This window comes from Roseivirga sp. BDSF3-8, from assembly GCF_041449215.1.
Lineage (GTDB): Bacteria > Bacteroidota > Bacteroidia > Cytophagales > Cyclobacteriaceae > JBGNFV01.
Genome location: NZ_JBGNFV010000001.1, coordinates 2,531,093 through 2,552,845 on the forward strand (window position 1 = coordinate 2,531,093; position 21,753 = coordinate 2,552,845).

At 49.7% G+C, this 21,753-nt stretch carries 17 protein-coding genes; 5 read left to right on the forward strand and 12 right to left on the reverse strand.

What is annotated here, in order from left to right:
- Positions 1-12: 12 nt before the first annotated feature.
- Both AB9P05_RS10515 and AB9P05_RS10520 read left to right on the forward strand, forming a co-directional pair.
- On the forward strand, positions 13-507 hold the full coding sequence (locus tag AB9P05_RS10515) for a hypothetical protein (RefSeq protein WP_371908784.1): 495 nt from the start codon (positions 13-15) through the stop codon (positions 505-507).
- A 265-nt stretch (positions 508-772) separates the two neighbouring features.
- Positions 773-1,426 (forward strand): hypothetical protein, encoded by a 654-nt coding sequence (locus AB9P05_RS10520; RefSeq protein ID WP_371908785.1) that lies wholly within the window; start codon positions 773-775, stop codon positions 1,424-1,426.
- A gap of 99 nt (positions 1,427-1,525) precedes the next feature.
- Here AB9P05_RS10520 and AB9P05_RS10525 read toward each other — a convergent pair whose 3' ends face one another.
- Positions 1,526-3,901 carry an ABC transporter permease gene (locus AB9P05_RS10525; protein WP_371908786.1) on the reverse strand — a complete coding sequence of 792 codons (2,376 nt, stop codon included), beginning with the start codon at positions 3,899-3,901 and terminating at the stop codon, positions 1,526-1,528.
- Positions 3,902-4,264: 363 nt separating this feature from the next.
- Here AB9P05_RS10525 and AB9P05_RS10530 point away from each other — a divergent pair, with 363 nt between their 5' ends.
- Positions 4,265-6,367, forward strand: coding sequence for a DUF3500 domain-containing protein (locus AB9P05_RS10530; RefSeq protein WP_371908787.1), 2,103 nt, complete (start codon positions 4,265-4,267; stop codon positions 6,365-6,367).
- 100 nt (positions 6,368-6,467) lie between these two features.
- Here the strand turns inward: AB9P05_RS10530 and AB9P05_RS10535 are convergent, their stop codons facing one another.
- Together AB9P05_RS10535 and AB9P05_RS10540 are read right to left on the reverse strand one after the other, a co-directional pair.
- Positions 6,468-6,668, reverse strand: a complete 201-nt coding sequence (locus AB9P05_RS10535) for a pinensin family lanthipeptide (RefSeq protein WP_371908788.1) — start codon at positions 6,666-6,668, stop codon at positions 6,468-6,470.
- A gap of 577 nt (positions 6,669-7,245) precedes the next feature.
- On the reverse strand, positions 7,246-7,461 hold the full coding sequence (locus AB9P05_RS10540; protein ID WP_371908789.1) for a hypothetical protein: 216 nt from the start codon (positions 7,459-7,461) through the stop codon (positions 7,246-7,248).
- 2,063 nt (positions 7,462-9,524) lie between these two features.
- On the opposite strand from AB9P05_RS10540, the gene AB9P05_RS10545 reads away from it, so the two are divergent.
- Positions 9,525-10,256 carry a hypothetical protein gene (locus AB9P05_RS10545; protein ID WP_371908790.1) on the forward strand — a complete coding sequence of 244 codons (732 nt, stop codon included), beginning with the start codon at positions 9,525-9,527 and terminating at the stop codon, positions 10,254-10,256.
- Here AB9P05_RS10545 and argH read toward each other — a convergent pair.
- From argH to AB9P05_RS10590, 9 genes are all read right to left on the reverse strand, one after another.
- Positions 10,204-11,484, reverse strand: coding sequence for an argininosuccinate lyase (argH, locus tag AB9P05_RS10550; protein ID WP_371908791.1), 1,281 nt, complete (start codon positions 11,482-11,484; stop codon positions 10,204-10,206). The two genes, AB9P05_RS10545 and argH, sit on opposite strands and share 53 nt — an antisense overlap.
- A gap of 695 nt (positions 11,485-12,179) precedes the next feature.
- On the reverse strand, positions 12,180-13,268 hold the full coding sequence (locus tag AB9P05_RS10555) for a M20 family metallo-hydrolase (RefSeq protein ID WP_371908792.1): 1,089 nt from the start codon (positions 13,266-13,268) through the stop codon (positions 12,180-12,182).
- Positions 13,259-14,038: an acetylglutamate kinase gene (argB, locus tag AB9P05_RS10560; RefSeq protein WP_371908793.1), complete on the reverse strand. Its 780-nt coding sequence runs from the start codon at positions 14,036-14,038 to the stop codon at positions 13,259-13,261. The genes AB9P05_RS10555 and argB overlap by 10 nt, the downstream gene beginning before the upstream one ends.
- Positions 14,039-14,041: 3 nt before the next feature.
- On the reverse strand, positions 14,042-14,983 hold the full coding sequence (locus tag AB9P05_RS10565; RefSeq protein ID WP_371908794.1) for an N-acetylornithine carbamoyltransferase: 942 nt from the start codon (positions 14,981-14,983) through the stop codon (positions 14,042-14,044).
- Positions 14,980-16,134 carry an aspartate aminotransferase family protein gene (locus AB9P05_RS10570; RefSeq protein ID WP_371908795.1) on the reverse strand — a complete coding sequence of 385 codons (1,155 nt, stop codon included), beginning with the start codon at positions 16,132-16,134 and terminating at the stop codon, positions 14,980-14,982. Before AB9P05_RS10570 ends, AB9P05_RS10565 begins: the two co-directional genes overlap by 4 nt.
- 334 nt (positions 16,135-16,468) lie before the next feature.
- Positions 16,469-17,299 (reverse strand): pyrroline-5-carboxylate reductase, encoded by an 831-nt coding sequence (gene proC / locus AB9P05_RS10575; protein ID WP_371908796.1) that lies wholly within the window; start codon positions 17,297-17,299, stop codon positions 16,469-16,471.
- Positions 17,300-17,695: 396 nt separating this feature from the next.
- Positions 17,696-18,667, reverse strand: coding sequence for an N-acetyl-gamma-glutamyl-phosphate reductase (gene argC / locus AB9P05_RS10580; RefSeq protein ID WP_371908797.1), 972 nt, complete (start codon positions 18,665-18,667; stop codon positions 17,696-17,698).
- On the reverse strand, positions 18,664-19,863 hold the full coding sequence (locus tag AB9P05_RS10585; protein ID WP_371908798.1) for an argininosuccinate synthase: 1,200 nt from the start codon (positions 19,861-19,863) through the stop codon (positions 18,664-18,666). The genes argC and AB9P05_RS10585 overlap by 4 nt, the downstream gene beginning before the upstream one ends.
- Positions 19,860-20,552, reverse strand: a complete 693-nt coding sequence (locus tag AB9P05_RS10590) for a GNAT family N-acetyltransferase (protein WP_371908799.1) — start codon at positions 20,550-20,552, stop codon at positions 19,860-19,862. The genes AB9P05_RS10585 and AB9P05_RS10590 overlap by 4 nt, the downstream gene beginning before the upstream one ends.
- A gap of 832 nt (positions 20,553-21,384) precedes the next feature.
- On the opposite strand from AB9P05_RS10590, the gene AB9P05_RS10595 reads away from it, so the two are divergent.
- Positions 21,385-21,543, forward strand: a complete 159-nt coding sequence (locus AB9P05_RS10595) for a hypothetical protein (RefSeq protein ID WP_371908800.1) — start codon at positions 21,385-21,387, stop codon at positions 21,541-21,543.
- The last annotated feature ends 210 nt before the right edge of the window (positions 21,544-21,753 follow it).

The following is a 21,753-nucleotide window of genomic DNA, read 5'->3' on the forward strand; positions in this document are numbered from 1 at the left end:
CCGGAAAATAGTATGCAACTCACCCCTACCCATATCAGGATACTTGGACAGATCCACACTGCGCATAACCACCGGCTGGACATTGCGGCAGTGGAGAGCTACCAATCACAGGACCCACACTTTCGGCAGGCCCTTGAAGAACTGGTAATAGGTGACCTCGTGGAGTATGAGGCCAAAGAGCATGCCTGGTACCTGTCACATGAAGGCTTTCAGGTGGTACAGCGGCTCAGCGAACTGGACGAGGAAGAGGAGCCAGCCGCCTACGAAGCAGCGGATGAGCACGAGGTGGCCCCGCTGCAAAAGATGGCAGATGCCATGGGCGGCACCAAAAAGTTTACCCGTCTCGTACTGGGCATAATCTTCCTCGTGGGCCTTGCTGCCACCGCGCAGGTATTGCTAAAAGAGGAGCAGACAGAGAGGCCGGACGATTCCTTTCCGGATTCGACCCAAATTGAAGTCCTGAAGGAGAAGGCTGACTCAGTAATCAGTGAGAGGGAGGTCCATTAAGGGTTCATCACTAAATCATTCATGAAGAATTCGCAATTCGCGAATCGCGAATTATGACTTCACCCTACAGCGAGGAAAACAATCGCATTGGCTATTGGTGGACTGTGACCGGCATGCCGGAGGGAATGGTATACAAAAAGAGCCCGTATTGCCTTGAAATACATTCTGCAATAACCTTTGAAAGTCGGACCTCTTCCTAATAAGAGTATAAATCGCTAATAATCGGGTGAATTACTATTCTCTTACCTTGGACCTACAAATGAAAATGAGTCGTTTAATCTTTCTATTGCTTATCTGCACTGGCTGTGATACCGGTACAGAAAAAAAGTCTGTACCAGTTGAGTACACCTCCGAACCCATTTTTACGGATAGCATTGGCCTGATAGAGGCTGAAAACGAAAGGTTACTTTCTTTTCTTGAAGATCCGCTCGATTTGCAAACCTTCAAGACAGTGAAAGGGTCTTCTCTAAGTAGTGTCACTAATGCGGCCTCCTATCAATACACGCCTAAATATGATGATTATGTCTATTATTGCTATTCCGCCTTTCCTAATGGGACCAATCCGGCCACTTACTCGCCTATTGAGGTAACTGTATTGAAATCCGGAGAAAGAAAACATACCTGGGATGATGCTAATGAAATCCTTATCGGATTCACGGTAATAGGAAAGGACGATGACCTAAAAGAGGCAAACCTGTATGGTTTACGTAAGGCAGAGGTCGAATCCCGGTTCGGAGTCGATTATAGGGTGCTGGAGGACGTTTTAGTTTATTCAAATGAGAATAACGTACTGATGATACAGTTGGAGGATTCAGAGGTCAAAAAATTCAGTTATGCAAGATTGAATACTGGGATCATTGATGAGGCATTACTCCGACAAATGAGGCACGACCTGGAACAGGTGAGAAGGGTGCCTTGATAAGCGTTGAATAAGGACTCTGTAGGCTTCCAGTAGAGACGCCAGGTTGGCGTCTCCGCAGCGTTTTGCACTATTCAATTTTAGATCACAAACATTCTCCTACTCACTCTTTAGAGCCTTTACCGGATCGCTCATAGCGGCGCGGACAGTTTGAAAGCTGACGGCTATAATGGCCAGGATGACGGCGAGTACACCTGCTACCCCAAAGGCCCATACCGGCAAGTCGATGCGGTAGGCAAAGTCAGTGAGCCACTCCCTCAGTCCATACCAGGCCAGCGGCATGGCTATGACCATCGCGACCAGCACCAGCCTCACAAACTCCGTAGACAGCAGAGCCGTAATACTGGCTACGCTGGCACCAAGCACCTTGCGGATACCAATCTCTTTAGTGCGCTGTACGGTGGTAAAGGCCGACAGCGCAAAGAGGCCCAGGCAGGCCAGTAGAACCGCAATAGCGCTAAAGGCTCCTACTACCTGGCCCATGCGCTGCTCGGCCCGGTACATATCATCATACTCCTCATCCAGGAAGTGGTACTCGAAGGGGCGGTGGGTCACCCGCTGGTTCCAGGTATTTTCCAGGCGATCGAGTGTGGCAGGCAGGTCGTCGCCGGAGAGCTTCACCAGCATTTCATTAACTAGGCCCTTATCCGGAAAGATCATAAGCGGCCCTATAGATTGGTGAAGAGATGAAAAGTGAAAGTCTCTTACCACGGCTTTTATCTCGCCGCGACCATTCTTATCTATGATCTCACCCACCGCCTCCTGCGGTGTCCAGCCCAGGGCCGCTACGGCCGCTTCATTTAGCATAAATACGTTCATGGCCGAGTCAGGGCGCTGGTAGTCTGCTTCCGTGAAGTCACTTCCGGCTACTATGGCTATGTCCATAGTGTGCAGAAAGTCCATATCTACAGGGATCGCATTTACGGACAGTTCTTTATTGCCGCCTTGCTGCTCCACAGAGATGGCATCGCCCCACTGTATGTAGGTGGGGGTTTCGTAGGCTCCGCTTACGCCTGTAACGCCGGGGTTCAGCGCCATGGCATCTTTAAGCGCATCGTACTGCGGGCGCATGGTACGGTCTACCGGTAGCACGAGCACATGTTCCTTATCATAACCAAGGTCTTTGCTTTGGATAAATGATAGCTGCTGGCTTATGATGATAGTGGCAATAATGAGGAAGATGGAGATAGCAAACTGGAAGACGATGAGAGACTGCCTGCCAAAGCCACCCGAGGCAGTAAGGCGCACCTTTGACTTCAGTATATCCACCAGCTTAAAGTTGGAAAGGATAAAGGCAGGGTAGGCCCCTGAGCACAGGCTCACCACGACGAAAAGCAGCAGTAGCGCCGCAAGGGGAATAGGTTGCCACAGGGAGGCAAAAGCTATCTGCGCACCCGTGAGGCTGTTGAGTAAGGGGAGCAGGAGGTAGGCAGAGCCTGTAGCCAGCAGCATAGCGGTAAAGGTGAGAAAGGCCGACTCCCCCAGCATCTGGCCGAATAGCTGCCCTTTGCGGGCCCCCAGCGCCTTGCGGATGCCTATTTCACCCGTGCGCCTTGTTGCCTGGGCCGTAGCCAGGTTAGTGTAGTTGATGCAGGCTATGAGCATGATGAGCAGCGCAATGCTACCGAGGATATACACACTGCTGATGCTGCCGTTAGGCTCAAAGCCGTCCAGCGATGAGTGCAGGTGCACCTCTTCCAGTGGCTCAAGCTGGTAGGTGAGGTAGTCGCCCCCCGTTATTTCCAGTTCATTGGCAGATACCTCACGCATATAAGTGTCTATTTTTTGGCTTACCTCACCCATCTGTCTGCCATCATGCAGACGCAGATACGTGATGTAGTTGGCCGGAAACCACTCCTCGCCCCCATAGCGGGCATGGAATGGCAGCACAAAATCGAAGCGGATCTGTGAGTTAGGCGGTGGGTCCTCTGCCACGCCGCTTACACGGTAGCTTTTGGCCGTGCTGCCTATTTGCAGCACCTTATCTACCGGGTCTTCGTTGCCAAAGTATCTGCGGGCCGCACTTTCCGTCAGCACCACCTTATCCGTACTATTCAGGGCCGTTTCAGGGTTGCCTTTAATCAGAGGGAAAGTAAATACGGTGAAGAGGCTTGAATCCGCATAAAGCACATTGTCCTCCTCACGTGTATCACTTCCATGTTTTACTACTTCCGTCCCCTTCCAGGTGCGTACATAATCAGTCACACCCGGAAAGGTGCGGCTGAACTGCGGCCCTGCTTTGGTCGCCGAAAGGGCCACCTCATTGGTCACACCACCTATCGCATACTCCATGGTGATGCGGGCTATGCGGTCTGAGTCCGTATGAAACCGGTCATAGCCCGTCTCATACTGTATGTACAGCCCGATAAGGATGCAGCTACAGATACCTATAGCCAGGCTAAAGGTATTGATGGACGCATAGCGCACATTCCTCTGTAGCCGCCGAAGCGCGAAAAGGAAGTAGTTTTTCAGCATAACAATCGGTTCAGGGTTGTCGGTAAGAGCTAAAGAAATACTGTGCCAGTCTGTAAACAGGGCCTGAAGGGCTCCTTGAGGGGATTTGATTAGACAAAAGTGTACGAAAACGTACAGGTGTGTACAGGTTTGTACGGTTTTATGCCACCTTACCGCAGGTCTGCATACAGATGGCTATCCTCCGTTAAAGCACATTCTTCGATAAGGTGAATTCCGGTCTGCTTGAATATTTAGGTTTTACACCATGAATATGTAAGGGCTACAGCAAGATTGTTCCTTTTACTCAGAGGTTTAGCCTTATTTTTGGGCGTTAATAATGAATAGAGGTTTTTGCCGATAAACCACAGCTGGTCCGAGGTTGATATGAGAAAGTTTTCAGTAATCGTTACGTTTTTGATAACGGCATGCCTTCCATGCGTGGGGCAAACCATACAGGACATTAATCACGAGGGCCTTGCCTTATATGAGAGATTATCCGGAGATTCTGATCTTACGGATGTATTCATAGCGTTTGATGATCCGTTACGGAAGGAGTGGTCGGTGATACCTGCAAATGGACGAGGCGTCAGTTTGGAACGCATGAATTCTTTCCGAACCGGACTCGATACATTGCTCGCAGCTGTGTTCAAAGAGCATGTACAAAAGCAGCTTCACAAATTAATGGAAGCAGGAGGACCACAGAACTTTTACTTTGCCTTTTATGGAATACCTGATTCCAAAAAGCCATGGGGCTTTTCCCTGGAGGGGTCCCATCTGTCTGTAAACATCACAATTAAAGGCCGGCATTTCTCTTACACCCCTATGCTGGTAGGTGCAAAACCTGCCCGGTCAGCACCTGATGGTGAAGGTGAGGTAGAAAGAGCACTCGCTGAGGAGGAGGAAAGGCCTGTGGCATTACTGAACCTTTTATCTGAAGAACAACGAAAAGAAGCTATTACATCTAACCAATCTCCCGGACAACTACGATACGGGCTACGCGATGTCCTTCAATATAATCTTGAAGGACTTCAATATGGTGAAGTAGAATCGGAGCTGGATCAGGTGTTTTTTTATAAAACATTCAGCGCACATGTTGAAAGAGTGCACCCGGAATTGTCTGATCCGGTTTATGACAGGTCTTTAGATATAAATCAGGGTGAGTTTCAAATCTCATGGAAGGGCTCTGATAAACTTGATGAAGATCACTATTACATGATTGCTACACCGAAGGTATTGGTAGAGTACCTAAACAAATCTGACAGCAACGAAGCCCTATCTGTTTTGAGAGAGAAATCTTATGATTTTGGGAAGGAGTTCGTGGAAGTAAAGGAAAAAAAGCTACCTCATGGCGTATACATGGTGGACTATGTAAGATCAAGCAATGAATACTTTCATTCCACACATGCCGGCTTCCAATTATATTCTTTTGAGGATAATGGTAGATTGATAAGGATCAATCCAGGTTCAGACAATGCCGTATTAATGTATAATGACAGCATCATTCGGTACAGTTTGCAATATTATGAGTTTATTGACCTGAAATACCACTGGGAGGATGGTCATTTGATAGGCAAAAGTAAATTACCTGAATCTGAGGTGAAATATAGCTTCTCGCCTATGCCTGGGGTTGAGGATATGCCGGATCTGTACGTACAGCAAGCCTATTCTCTGCAAAATTCTTTCTGGTATATCGAATCAGACGACCAATCTGCATTAAACAAAGCAATGGTACACTTCATTGACGATGACACGTACACTGTTCAGTTTGCAGAGCCGAGAGAAAACGGCGACCTCGTGAGAGATGGCGTTTATTATACTAAAGTTTACGAGGGGTACATGGTGTTGGCTCTCAAAGATAATTATTCACTGGGCGAAGATTACTTTCTGTTTTTCTATCAGGCAGATTCTGAGGTGCTTAAAGCCAAAGGGGTGGAAAGTATCGATGAACTCATCGAGGTGAAAACCATGGATTATGAGCTGAATAAGCTACCACTACCTACTGACAGGACGCTCAAAAAGATACGCAGTAAGATCATAGGAGAATGGAAGTTTGAAGGGAATGTACCAGCGAATAACTCTGAAGATAGCTTGTCTGCTTTAAAGTATAGCATTCAGTTTCAGGATGATGGTAAAATTAGCGTAGCTTATGAAACGATGCTCGTAGATAGCTCCGGGAGGGCGCGGCGCTTCAAAGGCTGGGAAAAAGGCCGGTGGAAGCTGTCTGTAACCGGTGAGTATTTGCTGGTTGATTATAACGGATTTGAAGACTGGATAAGGCTGTCTAATCTGGCCGGTAATACTATGAAAGCACAGGTTTCGCTTGAAAATAGGAAATACGTAACGCCCTTGATTAAGATTGATGTAATGCTGGAAAAGGAAACATTCTACCAATATTATATAGCAGGGTTCATGGGCCTGTCCCTGGTTGCATTCGGGGTCGTAAAGGTCAGGAGAAAGGTTAAAAAGAAGAAAAAGGTGTCTGACTGATAGACAGGGAGTAGATACAATAATCCACAAATGAAACCCATATCCTCAGGGTAAGTCAAAAGGCGCCGAAGCGCCTTTTTTGATGAAACCTTTCAGTGCATCAACATGGACGAAATATTGAATTGTAACAGCCATTATTAGTTGGCTGACATTCCGGCTGAATGTAAGACCATACACACTGGCAATCAGTTGCTCTGATGCCTGTAGGCTCCGGATAGAGAATAGTTCCCCCTTTTGTTGCAGAAAGTGACGTATTAAAACTTTTCACCTTCAGATCGTCGAGGCTTAGCTTTCTTTTCATAGGTAAATATGTTAAGTGAGAAATTTGGTTTCGCTGGTAAGGGTGGTTGTTTTATGTAATATACTCAATAATAGAGTGAATAAGTAATTTTAGAGTGGTTTTTGATGGGCAGGAATTGATTCTGCATCCCGCGTTGCGACGTTCTTAAATAAATTGTACTTTTACGGCCCTAAAGCATTTCCTTCGGAAGTCTCCCCCCACTTATCCACACCGAACTGCTTCGTCTCTGCTCCATCTCTGGTCCCTAACTACTCCGTGTATCCTATACCTATCCTATAGGTGACCTATAAGGTTCCCTTACCCTGCCATATGCGATAAATTGTACTTTATTCACATTCCTGTTTAGCGTGTACTACCACCTTTCCACATAGCAGAACAATCCCTCCGCCGAAGTCGATAGCCCCACCCTGTCAAAAGGCTCAACGTTCATCTTCATTTCCAGCATTATCGGCTCGGTGATCGCGTATTACTTTGTGTACGATTGGCTACAGCAGTTCACCTATCATACCAACCTGTCGCTGTGGGTATTCCTGGCCGCCGCCTCTGCCGCCATCATCATCGCCCTGTGTACGGTAAGTTACCACACCGTACGCGCCGCTACCATTAATCCAGTCAAGTGCTTGCGTTCAGAATAAGGGGTTTCAGGGCTGGCACCCACTGTAGAGATGCGGTCTGCATAGATGCGGTCTGCATAGATGCGGTCTGCATAGACGCGGTCTGCATAGACGCGATTAATCGCGTCTCTACGTACTGGGGTTGGGGATGAGTGTGGTTTAGCATACCTCCTTAGCATGTTGCTATAATGGAATATTGTGCATAGAACCGCCCCTGGCTAAAAAAGGGAATGGTACCTTTTTTAGCCTGTCCCCTCCTGGTTTCAGGTGGGGAATTTTGCTTGTACTGGTTCGGGATTAGCGCAGCGTATCCCGGACCTATTATTTTCCTTTAGGTTGCACCTGAAGAGCCCGGCAGGGCTAGTGTGCACAGCTCAGTACAATGTAGATCAATTATCTGTCCCGGCTCTTTCATCTTGCAGTAGCTGTAATGTATTCAATGAGGTGGTTTGGTATATCTCCGTCGTATGTTGCTATAGTGGAATATTGTGCATAGAACCACCCCTGGCTAAAAAAGGGAATGGCACCTTTTTTCTCCTGTCCCCTCCTGGTTTCAGGTGGGGAATTTTGCATTGTACTGGTTCGGGCTTAGCGCAGCGTATCCCGGACCTATCAATTTCCTTCAGGTTGCACCTGAAGAGCCCGGCAGGGCTGGTGTGCACAGCTCAGTACAATGTAGATCAATTATCTGTCCCGGCTCTTTTATCTTGCAGTAGGTGTAATGTATTTAATGAGGTGGTATAGCATATCTCCGTGGTATGTTGCTATAGTGGAATATTGTGCATAGAACCACCCCTGGCTAAAAAAGGGAATGGTACCTTTTTTAGCCTGTCCCCTCCTGGTTTCAGGTGGGGAATTTTGCTTGTACTGGTTCGGGATTAGCGCAGCGTATCCCGGACCTATCAATTTCCTTCAGGTTGCACCTGAAGAGCCCGGTAGGGCTAGTGTGCTCAGAGGCTAATGCTTAGCGATAATTCTGATTTTATAAATAGAATGTACGGCCGAAGAGAAAAAGAACTAACCCTGAATCGTTGTAAACATTATTTTGCACCGGTAAAATCCGCACTGTCTACCCGCTATGTCCGGTCTGTACAAAAATAAATATCGAACAGATTCCCTCCGTTTGCCACACTGGGACTACGGGTGGAATGCCGCCTATTTTGTCACCATTTGTACACTGGACAAGCACTGTCATTTTGGGAATGTGGCGAATGGTGAAATGGCATTAAATGAAATCGGATTGATTGCCCGCAATCTTTGGATGGAAATTGCAGTCCGTTTTCCATTTGTAGAATTGGGCGAATATATTGTCATGCCTAATCATATCCATGGGATTATAATAATCGATAAACCGGATGGTGAGGAATTCACCCCCGTCGTAGAGACGCGGTCTGCAGAGACGCGGTCTGCAAAGACGCGATTAATCGCGTCTCTACGTGGTAGGGTGTGGAGATGAAGATTTGCTACGTCCCGCTGGGACTAAATATTGGCATTGTGCCTTTTTCTACAAAGGCGTCGTCCCCCTGGGTCTGGTTTTGCCGTTCTGATGCCACCTGCTTGCTGGTTCGGGATTAGCGCAGCGTATCCTGGCAAGGAGTTCCGGTCATGTCGATCTTGCTAGGCATTCATGGTGTGGTGCGGGTTTGCTACGTCCCGCTGGGACTAAATAAAAAATTGTGTTTTTTTCTACAAAGGCTTCGTCCCGCTGGGACTGCTTTTGTTGTACTGATAACACCTGCTTACTGGTTCGGGCTTAGCGAAGCGTATCCCGGACCTATCATTTTCCTTTAGGTTGCACCTGAAGAGCCCGGCAGGGCTAGTGTGCTCAGAGGCTCTTTGATGTATCGATACTAAAGTTTTGAATTGACGAATCCCGAAAGGTACTACCAGGTTTCGCCTGGCAATCCCGATTCTACGACCATATCATCCGAAACGATCGGTCATTCCAACGCATTTCGGATTACATCATTGATAATCTGTTGAAGTGGGCTCAGGATCGGTTTTACATGTAGTTATTTTGTGTTGTCATTAGGTCTCGATTTTTGAATATTAAATCATTTCTGTGAAAATGATTGATCAATAAACCGATTGATGGTGGTATTGAATTTACGGTGAATTTTAAGAGAAATTTTTCAGTGAAAATCGGACGCAATAGTGGAAATTAAAACTTGAAAAAAGACAGATAAGTAAATTTATTTCATCCGCAGCCAGATCGTGGATTTTTTATAAAAAATCAAAAAATATGATTGAATTATTAATTGAATTAAAGTGGCCAGTAATTGTGATTTTAATCCTTATAGGGGCCTCCTTCTTTATTAAATATCTATACATTATTAGCTTAAATAAAATGTTGGAATATAAAAAATTGCAACTCAATAAAGACCTTGAAACATTTAAGGGTTATATCACGAAAGAGACTGAAAGATACAAAAACGACCTTGAGCATTTGAGATTAGAATATGAAATTAAATACTCAAGATTGCATCAAGATCGTGCATCAATCGTGCAATCACTCTATGGGAAATTGATTCACCTCCGAATATCTATGGAAAGAATGACTGCCCCCCTTAAATATGGTTCCGATGAAAATGAAAGAGAAAGGGAAGAAAATGCTTTGATAAATAACGCTACTGATAGATTTGACGATTTTTCTGTCTTCTATGAAGTGAATAAATTAATATTCCCATCAGATATATGTGAGTTAATAGAAGAAATAAAGGATACTTATTATGATGCGATCTTTGATTATATGGAGCCGGTACGATTTCAGAAAATGGGAGTTGTTGATAAAAAAGACCTAATAGAGCCCAGAAAAAAAGCAATTGAAGCAGGAAAAACAATCAGGGAAAAGGTGCCTGCTATTCTTGGTAAAATTGAACAGCACTTTCGATTATATTTAGGTGTGGATGATCCTAGTGCTGTTACCCCACCCCCTCAAACTTTTCCCAAATCAAATCCAGCCTCAGATTATTGATAGATCCCTCGTGTGTGTGGTGTACTGAGGTGTCCGGGTGGTAGTTGCCGCTGTTGATGGCGGTGCCGACCTGCTGGTAGGCTTCGCGGAAGGGTACGCCGGACATCACGCGTTTATTCACTTCTTCCACACTGTAAATGTATCTGTACTTATCCTCGTGGATGGCCGTGGGGTTTACCTGTACCCGCTGCAGCATGTAGTTGCACAGGCTCAGGCTGCTTTTCAGGTCCTGGATGGCGGGGAAGAGAATGTCTTTGAGCAACTGCAGGTCGCGGTGGTAGCCGCTGGGCAGGTTGTTCGTCATCATCATGATCTCATTGGGCAGCGCCATCTGGCGGTTGCTTTTGGCGCGCATCAGTTCGAATACATCCGGATTTTTCTTGTGAGGCATAATGCTGGAGCCGGTCGTGAGCTCATCGGGGAAGGTGAGGAAGCCGAAGTTCTGGCTGTTGTACAGGCATACATCCATAGCCAACTTGCCGAGCGTATGGCTGAGGCCGGCCATAGCAAAGGCAAGGGTAAGTTCCGTCTTGCCGCGGGCCATCTGGGCGTTTACCACATTCACGTGCATCGAGTCGAAGCCCAGCAACTCCGTAGTCAGGCTGCGGTCGATGGGTAGGGAAGAGCCGTAGCCTGCGCCGGAACCGAGGGGGTTTTGGTTGATAAACCCATGAGCCGCTTTGAACAGACGCAGATCATCCGCCAGGGCTTCCGCATAGGCAGAAAACCAAAGCCCGAAGCTGGAAGGCATAGCAGCCTGCAGGTGCGTATAACCGGGGATCAGTACCTCCTTATGCTCCTCCGCAGCGGCCATAAGGGTGCGGAAGAGATCTTTTATCAGCTCTACCATCTCCTTAACCTCTGCACGCAGGTAAAGCTTTATGTCTACCAGCACCTGGTCATTACGCGAGCGGGCGGTGTGGATGCGCTTACCCGTATCGCCGAGGCGCTCCGTCAGCATCATTTCCACCTGAGAGTGTACATCCTCCACACCCGGCTGTATGGCGAAGGTGCCTTCCTCCACTTCTTTAAGAATGGCATTTAGTCCCTCTTCCAGTTGCTGGCCCTCTTCCTGAGTAATCAGACCCGTCTTTTGCAGCATCTTCGCATGCGCGATACTGCCGATAACGTCGTATTTGGCCAGGTGCATATCCAGTTCGCGGTCATTGCCTACAGTGTACTGCTCTATGCTGTCCTCTATGCTATATCCTTTGTCCCAGAGTTTCATGGTTGTGTTTTAATTAACTCCTTCCCTTTTGGGGAAGGTGGCTGCGGAGCCAAAGCATCGTGCTCTCAGCAACCGGTTTGAAATAGTACTTTCCCGACTTCTAGAATCTGCCTTCGCAGACGGAAGGGGTTTTAGCGTCAGGCAGGCTGCCGGCTAGGAACATCCTGCCTGACGCTTTTTGTCTGCAAGCCCCGCCGAAAGTCGGACCTCCCTGATTCAACAAAAACCTTCGTTTTTATTGACCTGTCCCCTCCCGTCAACTGACGGGTGGGGAATAGGCTGATGGGGTGTTTTCTATGCTATAACCTTTTCATGGTTTAGTTAATTAATTCCTTCCCCGAGGGGAAGCTGGGCACGCACCCGTGTGGCTGCGGAGCCTAAGTATCGTGCCCTCAGCAACCGGTTTGAAATAGTACTTTCCAGACTTCTAGAATCTGCCTTCGCAGACGGAAGGGGTTTTAGCGTCTGGCAGGCTGTCGGCTAGGAGCATCCTGCCTGGGCCCGCCCCTGGCTCAAAAAGTGCTGTAGCCTTTTTGAACCGTCCCCTCCCAGGGGGTGGGGAATTACTAAGGTGCTATTTTTATGCCCTTTATATGAAGGTTATGGACAAAAGTCGGACCTCCCTGGCTCTACAAAAACCTTCGTTTTTATTAACCTGCCCCCTCTCCGCTGGCTAGCGGATGGGGAGTTATTTTTTAAAGTTCCAACCCCTCCAAAAGCCGGATGTAGTGCGCGATGCCCTCCCGGATCTCGGGTAGCCGGATAAACTCATCGGCCGTGTGAGACCGGGCCGAGTCTCCGGGGCCAGTCTTAACCGAGGGGAAGGGCATCAGGGCCTGATCGGAGAGGGTGGGCGAGCCGTAAGTGGCCAGGCCAAGCTCCCCGGCACGCTGCACGATAGGGTGGTCCCTTGCTATGCCCGAGGAGTTAAGCCGGGTGCTGCGGGCTTTTACCTCACAGTCTTTTTCTATGCCTTGCACATGCTCCTGTATCATAGTTAGCAGCTCTTCATTGCCATAGCATTCGTTCGTGCGTACATCTACCACAAAGCGGCAGGCATCCGGCACCACATTGTGCTGGGTGCCCGCTTCTATTTGGGTAACGGACATCTTTACGGGGCCTAACATATCCGAAACACCTGGAAACTCATGGCCGCGAAACCATTGAATAACGGGAATGGCTTTGTAGAGCGCATTTTCGCCTTCCTGGCGGGCGGCATGACCTGCCTTGCCGTGCACGGTGCAGTCCAGCACCATCAGGCCCCTTTCCGCTACGGCCAGTTGCAGCAAGGTAGGCTCACCCACGATGGCCAGGTCTATGGGCCCTAATTCCGGCAAAATGGACTGCACACCCCCGGGACCGGATACTTCCTCTTCGGCGGTGATGGCGACCATGAGGCGGTAGGGGAGCTGTGGCTGGCGACTGAGGTGCAGGAAGACAGCCAGCATGCTAACGGCAGAGGCACCGGCGTCATTACTGCCCAGCCCGTACAGCGTATCGCCTTCCAGGGTCGGGGTGAAAGGGTCTCGCTGCCAGCCGGAGACGGGCTTTACCGTATCATGGTGGGAGTTGAGTAAAATAGTGGGGGCACCGGCGGCATGGTTTTCCGCAAGGCACCACACATTATTGCCCTGGCGCTGCGGGCTATGGCCGTGATCCTGCAAAAAGCGGAATATCAGGTCTGCCGTGCCCTCCTCCTCCCTGGAAAAGGAAGGCGTGCCGATGAGCGTCTTCAGCAGGTCCACAGCCGCCTGGTAGTATAGAGTGTCAGTCGTTACAGGCATAGGGTGGTTCCATTTTCAGGGTGGTCAATATCGGTAGCGAGGCAAATGCGTATGCACTGCACCCCCTCATTGAGAGCATCAAAGGCATTATCCAGCTTAGGGATCATGCCATCGGCAATCACGTCTTCTTTTTTCAAAGCAATGTAATCCTGCGCATTGATGGCAGGTATGACCGAGTCGGGGTCCCGGATGTCTCTCAGCACGCCTTTTTTCTCAAAGGCATAGATGAGCGTGGTGGCATAGTGCCTGGCCAGGGCGCGGGCCAATCCGGAGGCAATGGTATCGGCATTCGTGTTCATCATACTCCCCTGCCCGTCATGCGTAAGCGGTGCCACCACCGGGGTGAAGCCTCCGGCCAATAGGCTCATTAAAAGGCCCGTGTTAATGTGCGCCCAATCAAAGTCACCGACAAAGCCCCAGTCACGCGTGGCATCCTGTCGCTTGTGGGCAGGGATGAGGTTGCCATCGGCGCCCGTGAGGCCAAGGGCATTGCAGCCGGTGGCCTGCAGGCTGGCGACGATGCGTTTGTTGATGTCGCCGCCGTAGACCATGGTCACTATCTGCAGCATAGCGGCATCAGTCATGCGGCGACCCTCTACCATTTGTGCTTTCAGGCCGAGCTTCTCAGCCATTTGCGTAGCCAGTTTACCACCGCCGTGCACAAGTACTTTGTGACCGGGCAGGTGGGTGAAATGCTTCAGCACCTCCTGCAAAAGGATGGGGTCATCCACTACGTTGCCGCCGATCTTTATGACTGTCAGGTTTTCCATGGCTCAGAGCGTTTCCAGCATTTTCTTCAGTACCAGTTGCGCCGTCCATAGCCTGTTTTCCGCCTGTTTAATCACAAGGCTGTTATCAATGACAGCATCAGTGGCAATAACATTGCGGCGGATGGGCAGGCAGTGCATGAAACGGGCCTTATTGGTCAGGGCCATCTTTTCCTCCGTCACCATCCAGCCCTTGTCCTGGCTTAACACCTTTCCGTAGTCCTGGTAGCTGCTCCAGTTTTTGGCGTATACAAAATCTGCCCCGGCAAGTGCCTCCTCCTGGTTGTGGGTGATGGGTGTATCTTTAACAATATGCGGTGCCAACTCATACCCTTCCGGATGGGTAACTACGAGGTTCATACCTCCCCCCTGCATCCACTCGACAAAGGCATTAGGTACGGCCTGGGGCAGAGCCTTGGGGTGGGGTGCCCAGGTGAGTACGACTTTTGGTTTGGTAATCTGCTTGTGCTCAGTCACCGTGAGCAGATCCGCAAAGCCTTGCAGGGGATGGCTGGTCGCGCTTTCGAGGCTGATTACCGGTACCTGGCTGTGCTTCAGAAAAGCCTCCATCACCTTTTCTTCATAATCTTCTTCACGGTTCTTCAGGCCGGGGAAGCTGCGCACTCCCATGATATCACAGTATTGCGACATCACATTTACCGCCTCTTTTACATGCTCCTGTGTGCTGCCGTCCATTACGGTACCCTGGCTGTACTCGAGTTGCCAGCTATCCTGCCCGACATTAAGCACCATCACGTTCATGCCGAGATTGTAAGCGGCCCGCTGGGTGCTCATGCGGGTGCGCAGGCTGGGGTTAAAAAATACCAGACCCAGTGTCTTATTTTCGCCCAGGTGCTTATGGGCAAAGGGGCTTTGCTTGAGGGACTGCGCCTCACTTAGCCATTGCTGTATGTCGGGTACGTCGTGTACGGAGGTGAATTTTTTCATGATAGACTATGCTGCTCGGTACCGGCCTCTATGGCGGCTTTTAGTTTGGAAATAAAGGTGTCTGCGGCTTTGCGCCCGATGGTGAGCGGAGGCAGCAGCCGTATCTCGTCCGGACGGGAGGAGCTGCCGGTAAGTACCCGGGCTTCCTGTACCAGGTGTTTTTTTATTTCGGGTAAATGGCCGTCCAGCCGTATGCCGAGCATGAGGCCTTTACCCATTACTTCCTTCACATGAGGTAGGGAGCGGAGCTGATCTTCCAGGTACTTACCAATATGCCCCGCATGGGTGATGAGCTTATCCTTTTCCATGACCTCCAGCACAGCAAGGGCAGCGGCACAGGCGAGGGGGTTGCCGCCAAATGTGGTGCCCAGCATGCCATGTCTGGCCTCAAACGTAGGACTGATGAGTACACCACCAATGGGGAAGCCATTACCCATACCCTTGGCAATGGTGATAAGGTCGGGGGTGACGCGGGCATGCTGATGGGCGAAGAACTTGCCGGTACGTCCGTAGCCGGACTGGATCTCATCGCAGATAAAGACGACTTCATGCTTTTGGCATAGGGTCTGGATGTCCTGCATAAAACCCTGATCCGGTACGTAAATACCGCCTACCCCGCGAATACCCTCGATGATGACAGCGCATACATCGCCAGCGGCCAGGGTTTCTTCCAGCAACGCACTGTTTTCCGGCTCCAGGATGACCACCTCCGCGCCGGAGTTGACGGGCGCTTGTATGGCGGCATTGTCGGTAATACTGACGGCGCCGGAGGTACGCCCGTGAAAACCGCCCTTAAAAGCGACAATTTTTTTCTTACCCGTATGAAAGGAGGCTACCTTCAGGGCATTTTCTACGGCTTCGGCTCCTGAGTTGCAGAGAAAAAGGCTGTAGTCTTCATAGCGGGATAATTTGCCGAGTTTACAGGCGAGGGTGTCACGCATGGTGAACTTTACGGCATTGGAGTAATAGCCTATCTGGTGTAGCTGGTTGGTGATGGCCTGCATATACTCGGGGTGGCTGTGTCCAATGGAGATCACGGCATGTCCTCCGTAAAAATCGAGGTAGGCATTGCCCTCCACATCATACACATAGTGCCCGGAAGCTGATGCCAGCTCCACATCCATCATTTTATATACATCAAAAAGCTCCATATGCTTTAGGTTTTGTTTGTTTTAAATCGCTATGTGCTGGTTAGCCATAGCTGTCAATTCAAGCATTGCTCTAATGAAATTACCCTCCTCGGAGGGTCGGCCTCAAATGGCCATTTAGAACTCAAATAAAGATTCCGGGGTGGGTTAGACTGTAGGTGTAAGCTGAAATAGTGGATTTTTACTCCAGCTTTAGACCCACCCCGGCATGAACCTTTTCCAATCCAAAAAAATTTCTGCGCCTGCCCCTCCCAAAAGGGTATTAACTTTTATACATTGATTTACAGTATGTTATCTCCCTTATTTGACGGCTATCCCCTTTCGTAGAAGAATTCCTTTAATCATCTTTCATCCCTTTTATCCGCTGGTGGCTGGTGACGAGGCCGCGGATGAGGGCGGAACTGAACCCGTGGTGCTCCATCTCGTTGAGGCCGGCAATGGTGCAGCCTTTAGGAGTGGTGACGCGGTCGATCTCCTGTTCGGGATGGCTACCGTTTGCGGCCAGTAATCCGCTGGTGCCTTTACTTACCTGCACGGCGATCTTTAGGGCATCTGCCGCATCGAAACCTAGCTGAATGCCTCCCTGGGTGGCGGCCCTGATGAATCGCATGTAAAAGGCAATGCCGCTGGCGCAGAGCACAGTGGCAGCCGCCATCAGTTCTTCCTCTATCACAAGTGTACTGCCCAGGCAGTCGAACATGTCCTGTACCTCTGCCTTGACCTCAGCGGCTTTTTCATTGAAAGCCAGGCAGGTCATGGACTCATGAATGGCAATGGCCGTATTGGGCATGCTGCGGATAATGGCAAAGTCCTTTCCGACACCTTCGGCGATCTGCGTAATACTCACACTGGTGATGACGCTGATGAGCACGTGGCTCCCGGGCTGCAGGTAGGGCTTAATCTCATCCAGCAGAGCGGGAAGCTGGGCAGGCTGTACGCAGAGCATGATGTAGCGGCTATCCTGCACGGCTTTTATGTTGTCCTCAGTAACCTGTATGCCCTTTTCGGACAGGTACGCGATGCTGTGGGTGTTACGACGAGTGATCGTAATATCCTCCGCCCTGTATTTTCCATTGCTTACCAGTCCTTCAGCGATGGCGGTGCCTAAATTACCGCCGCCCAGTATGGCGATCTTCTCATGGTTCATAGTCGCTTGGTTTTGTTTCATTTGCTATGTGCTGGTTGTATGTGTACTGCCTGACCCCGTCCGCTGACTAGCGGATGGGGAATTTTTTGTATGGCTAATACTTCAACTGGTTCGAGATTAGCGAAGTGTATCTCGTCCAGAGTGGATTGGACCTATTATTTAAGTTTAGTTTTTAACTGAACAGTCTTGCAGACCGCACTCCCCCAAGGGGCTAATAGCTGAGCAGCTAATCCTGGCTGTTCGATGCCTGGGGGCATAAATCAACCTTAGTGCATGCGAAGTCGAACGCGACCCGGTATCAATTTCGCGTAGGTGGCAACCACGGCCCATTCCGGGCGAGATCAACCCCGCGGTATTTAAGATGAGAAAACGTACCAGCGTTTTCTCATCAGGGGAGGGCATTCTTTAGCTATGTTCTCAATACTTCACCGGTTTCATCATGAGCCCGTCGGTTTCTTCCAGGCCGAACATAAGGTTCATGTTTTGCACAGCCTGGCCGGAGGCGCCTTTTAGTAAATTATCTATGGCGCTGATCACGAGCAGTTTGTTTCCGTGCTTCTGTACCTGCAGGTAGCAGCGGTTGGTGTTCACTACTGCTTTCAGGTTCACATCCGTATCCGACACCAGCGTAAAGGGCGTCTCCGCATAGAAAGCTTTGTACAAGGCCCTGGCCTGCTCCTGGTTCAGGCCACAGTTGAGGTAGGCGCTGGCAAATATGCCGCGGGCAAAATCTCCCCGCATGGGGATAAAGTTGATCTGCGGCTCAGTATCCGGATCCAGTTGCTTCATGCTCTGGCCGATCTCGGCGAGGTGCTGATGACTAAAAGCCTTGTAGACGGAGAGGTTATTGGTACGCCAGCTAAAGTGCGTGGTGGCAGAGAGCCCCGCCCCTGCGCCGGTAGCCCCGGTAATGGCGTGTATGTGTACCTCTTCCTCTTTTAGCAGCCCCTCCTTTGCCAAAGGAAGCAGTGCCAGTTGGATGCCCGTAGCAAAGCAGCCCGGGTTTGCCACATATTTGCTTTTGCGGATGGCTTCCCTGTTCAGTTCCGGCAGGCCGTAGACGAACTTCCTACCCTCCAGGGTATCGCCGAGGCGGTAGTCCTGGCTCAGGTCTACAACGAACGTATTGTCAGGAAGCGCATTGGCCTTCAGGAACTCCTTTGCCTTGCCGTGGGGCAGGCATAAGAACAGGATATCCACCTCTTCCACTTCATTGATAAAGATCATATCCGTAAGCCCCAGAAACTCCGGATGTACCGAAGCCACAGGCTTGCCGCTCTGGCTGTTGCTATACACAAACTGCAGCTTAACGGCCGGGTGCTGCAGCAGTAACCATATCAGCTCCCCCGCCGTGTAGCCGGTTCCTCCTATAATGCCTGCCCTGATCATGCTTCCAGCGGGGTTTGGTGTACGGCATGGTATATTTTCAGCGAGTTAGCCATCACTTTGGTAAAGCCCTTCACGTCCTCGCCTGTCCAGCCCGTATTTTCCTCGCCGTATTTGCCAAACTGGCTGCTCATCAGGTCATTTTCCGATTCTATTCCCAGTACCTGAAAGCGGAAGGGCATCAGAGCCACCCGCACGGTGCCGGTCACGTTCTGCTGCGTATCGTCCAGGAACTTCTCTGTGTTACGCATCACCGGATCCAGGAAGGTGCCTTCGTGCACCATCATACCGTACCAGTTAGCCAGTTGCTCCTTCCAGTACAGTTGCCACTTGGTGAGCGTATGCTTCTCCAGTTGGTGGTGGGCCTTGATGATCACATAGGAGGCAGCCGCCTCAAAGCCGATTCGTCCCTTAATACCGATTATGGTATCGCCCACGTGATAGTCGCGGCCGATTGCGTAGGGAGCAGCAAGCTCCTCCAGGTATTGGATGCAGCGTACAGGCTCCTGGTAGTGGCCATTTACGCCTACCAGTTCACCTTTGTCAAAGTGGAGGGTCACCTCAGAGGGGTCTTCCTTTTTCAGTTGGCTGGGAAATGCCTCATCGGGCAGGGCCTCATGGCTGGTCAGCGTCTCCTTGCCGCCCACGCTGGTGCCCCACAGCCCCTGGTTGATGGAGTAGGCTGCCTTCGTCCAGTCGCGGACTACCCCCTTGCTGCTGAGGTAGTCTATCTCCTGCTGGCGACTTAGGGACTGGTCGCGGATGGGGGTAATGACTTGAATGTCCGGGCAGAGGATGTGAAAGACGAGATCGAAACGTACCTGGTCATTACCCGCGCCGGTACTGCCATGGGCGATGTAGGCCGCGCCGGTCTGTTTGGCGTAATTGGCTATGGCAATGGCCTGAAATACGCGTTCGGCACTGACAGACAGGGGGTAGGTGCCATTACGCAGTACGTTGCCGAAGATAAGGTACTTTACACATTGTGCGTAAAAGGTCTCTGTTTCTTCCAGCGTAACATAAGAGACTGCCCCAAGCTCAAAGGCCTTTTGCTCGATCTCTTCCAGCTCTTCCGTACTAAAGCCGCCGGTATTCACTGTAGCCGCGTGTACTTCCAGGCCTTTTTCGTCTTTAAGATACGTTACGCAATAGGAGGTGTCCAGCCCGCCGCTAAAGGCAAGCACTACTTTATCGTTCATATGTGAGAGGCTTTTTTAGTTTTGAAAAATGACCTGATCCTGCTGATCTTTTCCTTGTTATCCTCCAGCAGAGGACCCTGGCCGGGGTTCGTATCGAGTATTTCCTGTTTAGGCTTGGTGAGCTTTTTCATATTGTCCTTAAGCCAGGCCATTTTGCTTTCCTTCAGCGGGTCATACAGCATGCCCGTACACAGGCACATTTTGCACTCGTTTCGCTGAAGGATATCGAAGTTCTTACAGCTCTGACAGCCCTTCCAGAACTCTTCGTCCTGGGATAGTTCGCTGAAGGTCACCGGCTTGTAGCCCAGGTGGCTGTTGATCTTCATCACGGCCAGGCTCGTGGTGATGCCGAAGATCTTTGCTTCGGGATACTTCTTGCGTGACAGTTTGAAGACAGCCTGCTTGATCTTCTTCGCCAGCCCGTGCATACGGTATTCCGGGAGCACGATCAGGCCTGAGTTAGCTATGAACTTTGCATGGCTCCAGGTCTCTATGTAGCAGAAGCCAGCCAGCTTACTACCCTCCAGGGCTATTACGGCCTTGCCTTCGGCGATCTTTTTACGGACATATTCCGGTTGTCTGCGGGCAATGCCCGTGCCGCGTGCCGCTGCGGCAAGAGCATATTCTTCACAGATCTGCTCGGCATAGCCAAGGTGTTCAGTACCGGCATCCACAATGGATATCTTCATCGGATCAATAGGAAAAATTGGAAATACGTTGTTTCAGGCTTGATTAAGCCTGGTGGTAACTTTAGGGTGTATACAGGAAGCCATTATCAGTAATGCACGATAAGTGACGGCCTGCATGTACCACCCCTGATTAGAAAGACGCCTTTGCGTTCGCTAATCGGTCTCTCCCTACTATTGCAGGGAGGGAAATTAGGAGCGCCGCCGTCGCGGAGAAAGCATAGGGAGACTGTTCCGGCACGACGCCGGCGGGCATGGTTGATAAGCGAAAAGAGAATAATAGAGGTAAATCATCTGTAGCCCGGAAATCCTTTTTTAAAGCCAGTAGAGCAATAGAAAAGGTGTAAAAAAATAATTGAAAGTATATGGAGAAGAGCAGAGGTACGTAGCCCCCGCATAAAGATAAGGACCCCTTAGGGCCGCCGGGTCCGGGCAAATGGCATAGCAGACACCGCCGCAGGAGAGAAACCTGCAGTAAGCGGGGAAATGATATGTGTGCTTTGCTTAGCCATTGATTAACAAAGATATAGACATTTTTTTTATAAAAGCAAGGGTATTTGCACTTAATAAGTCAGGTATTTAGTCGCCAGTTTCTCCTAGCTATAGTATAAGACAAGTCTAGCTATCCATATTTCTTTAAAGATTAATCTAGATATACACTGATAACCCTTGCCATCTGGTACTTTTTAGGCTTTTAATAAAACTTAACCGGATAAAATGTTATGTTATGATATTTTGTCTGATTGGTGAAAAGTAAAATTTATTTCTTTTTTATGGTAAATTTTAATTGATTTAAATATATTCGGAGATTGTTTATCCAAATTTATCAATGATTATGAAAAAGAAATCAAGTCTTAAGCCTCTGGAAGTTGCTTCATTTGTTACTGCGGTACCTGTTGCAAGCAAAGATCAGTTAAAGGTAAAAGGTGGAGCTACCTGGAGCCCAGCGGGTGTTTGTTCTGTAGGACCAGACATCTGCTTCCACGTACACTAAGTCTTAGACTTCATATATACTCTAAAGCACCCGCCAGGGTGCTTTTTTGTTTTATGGGGTATTGAGCTCATGTCTCGGGTTTAAAACGACGCACCTTTAAGCCCCTTAGGACTCTGGTTGTCCGTGTATCACCAAATGGATCAATAACCCTGGAGGCCATCATCAGTACAATACCCATCTTCCTCCCACCCCTTGCCCTTCTCTTCCCTG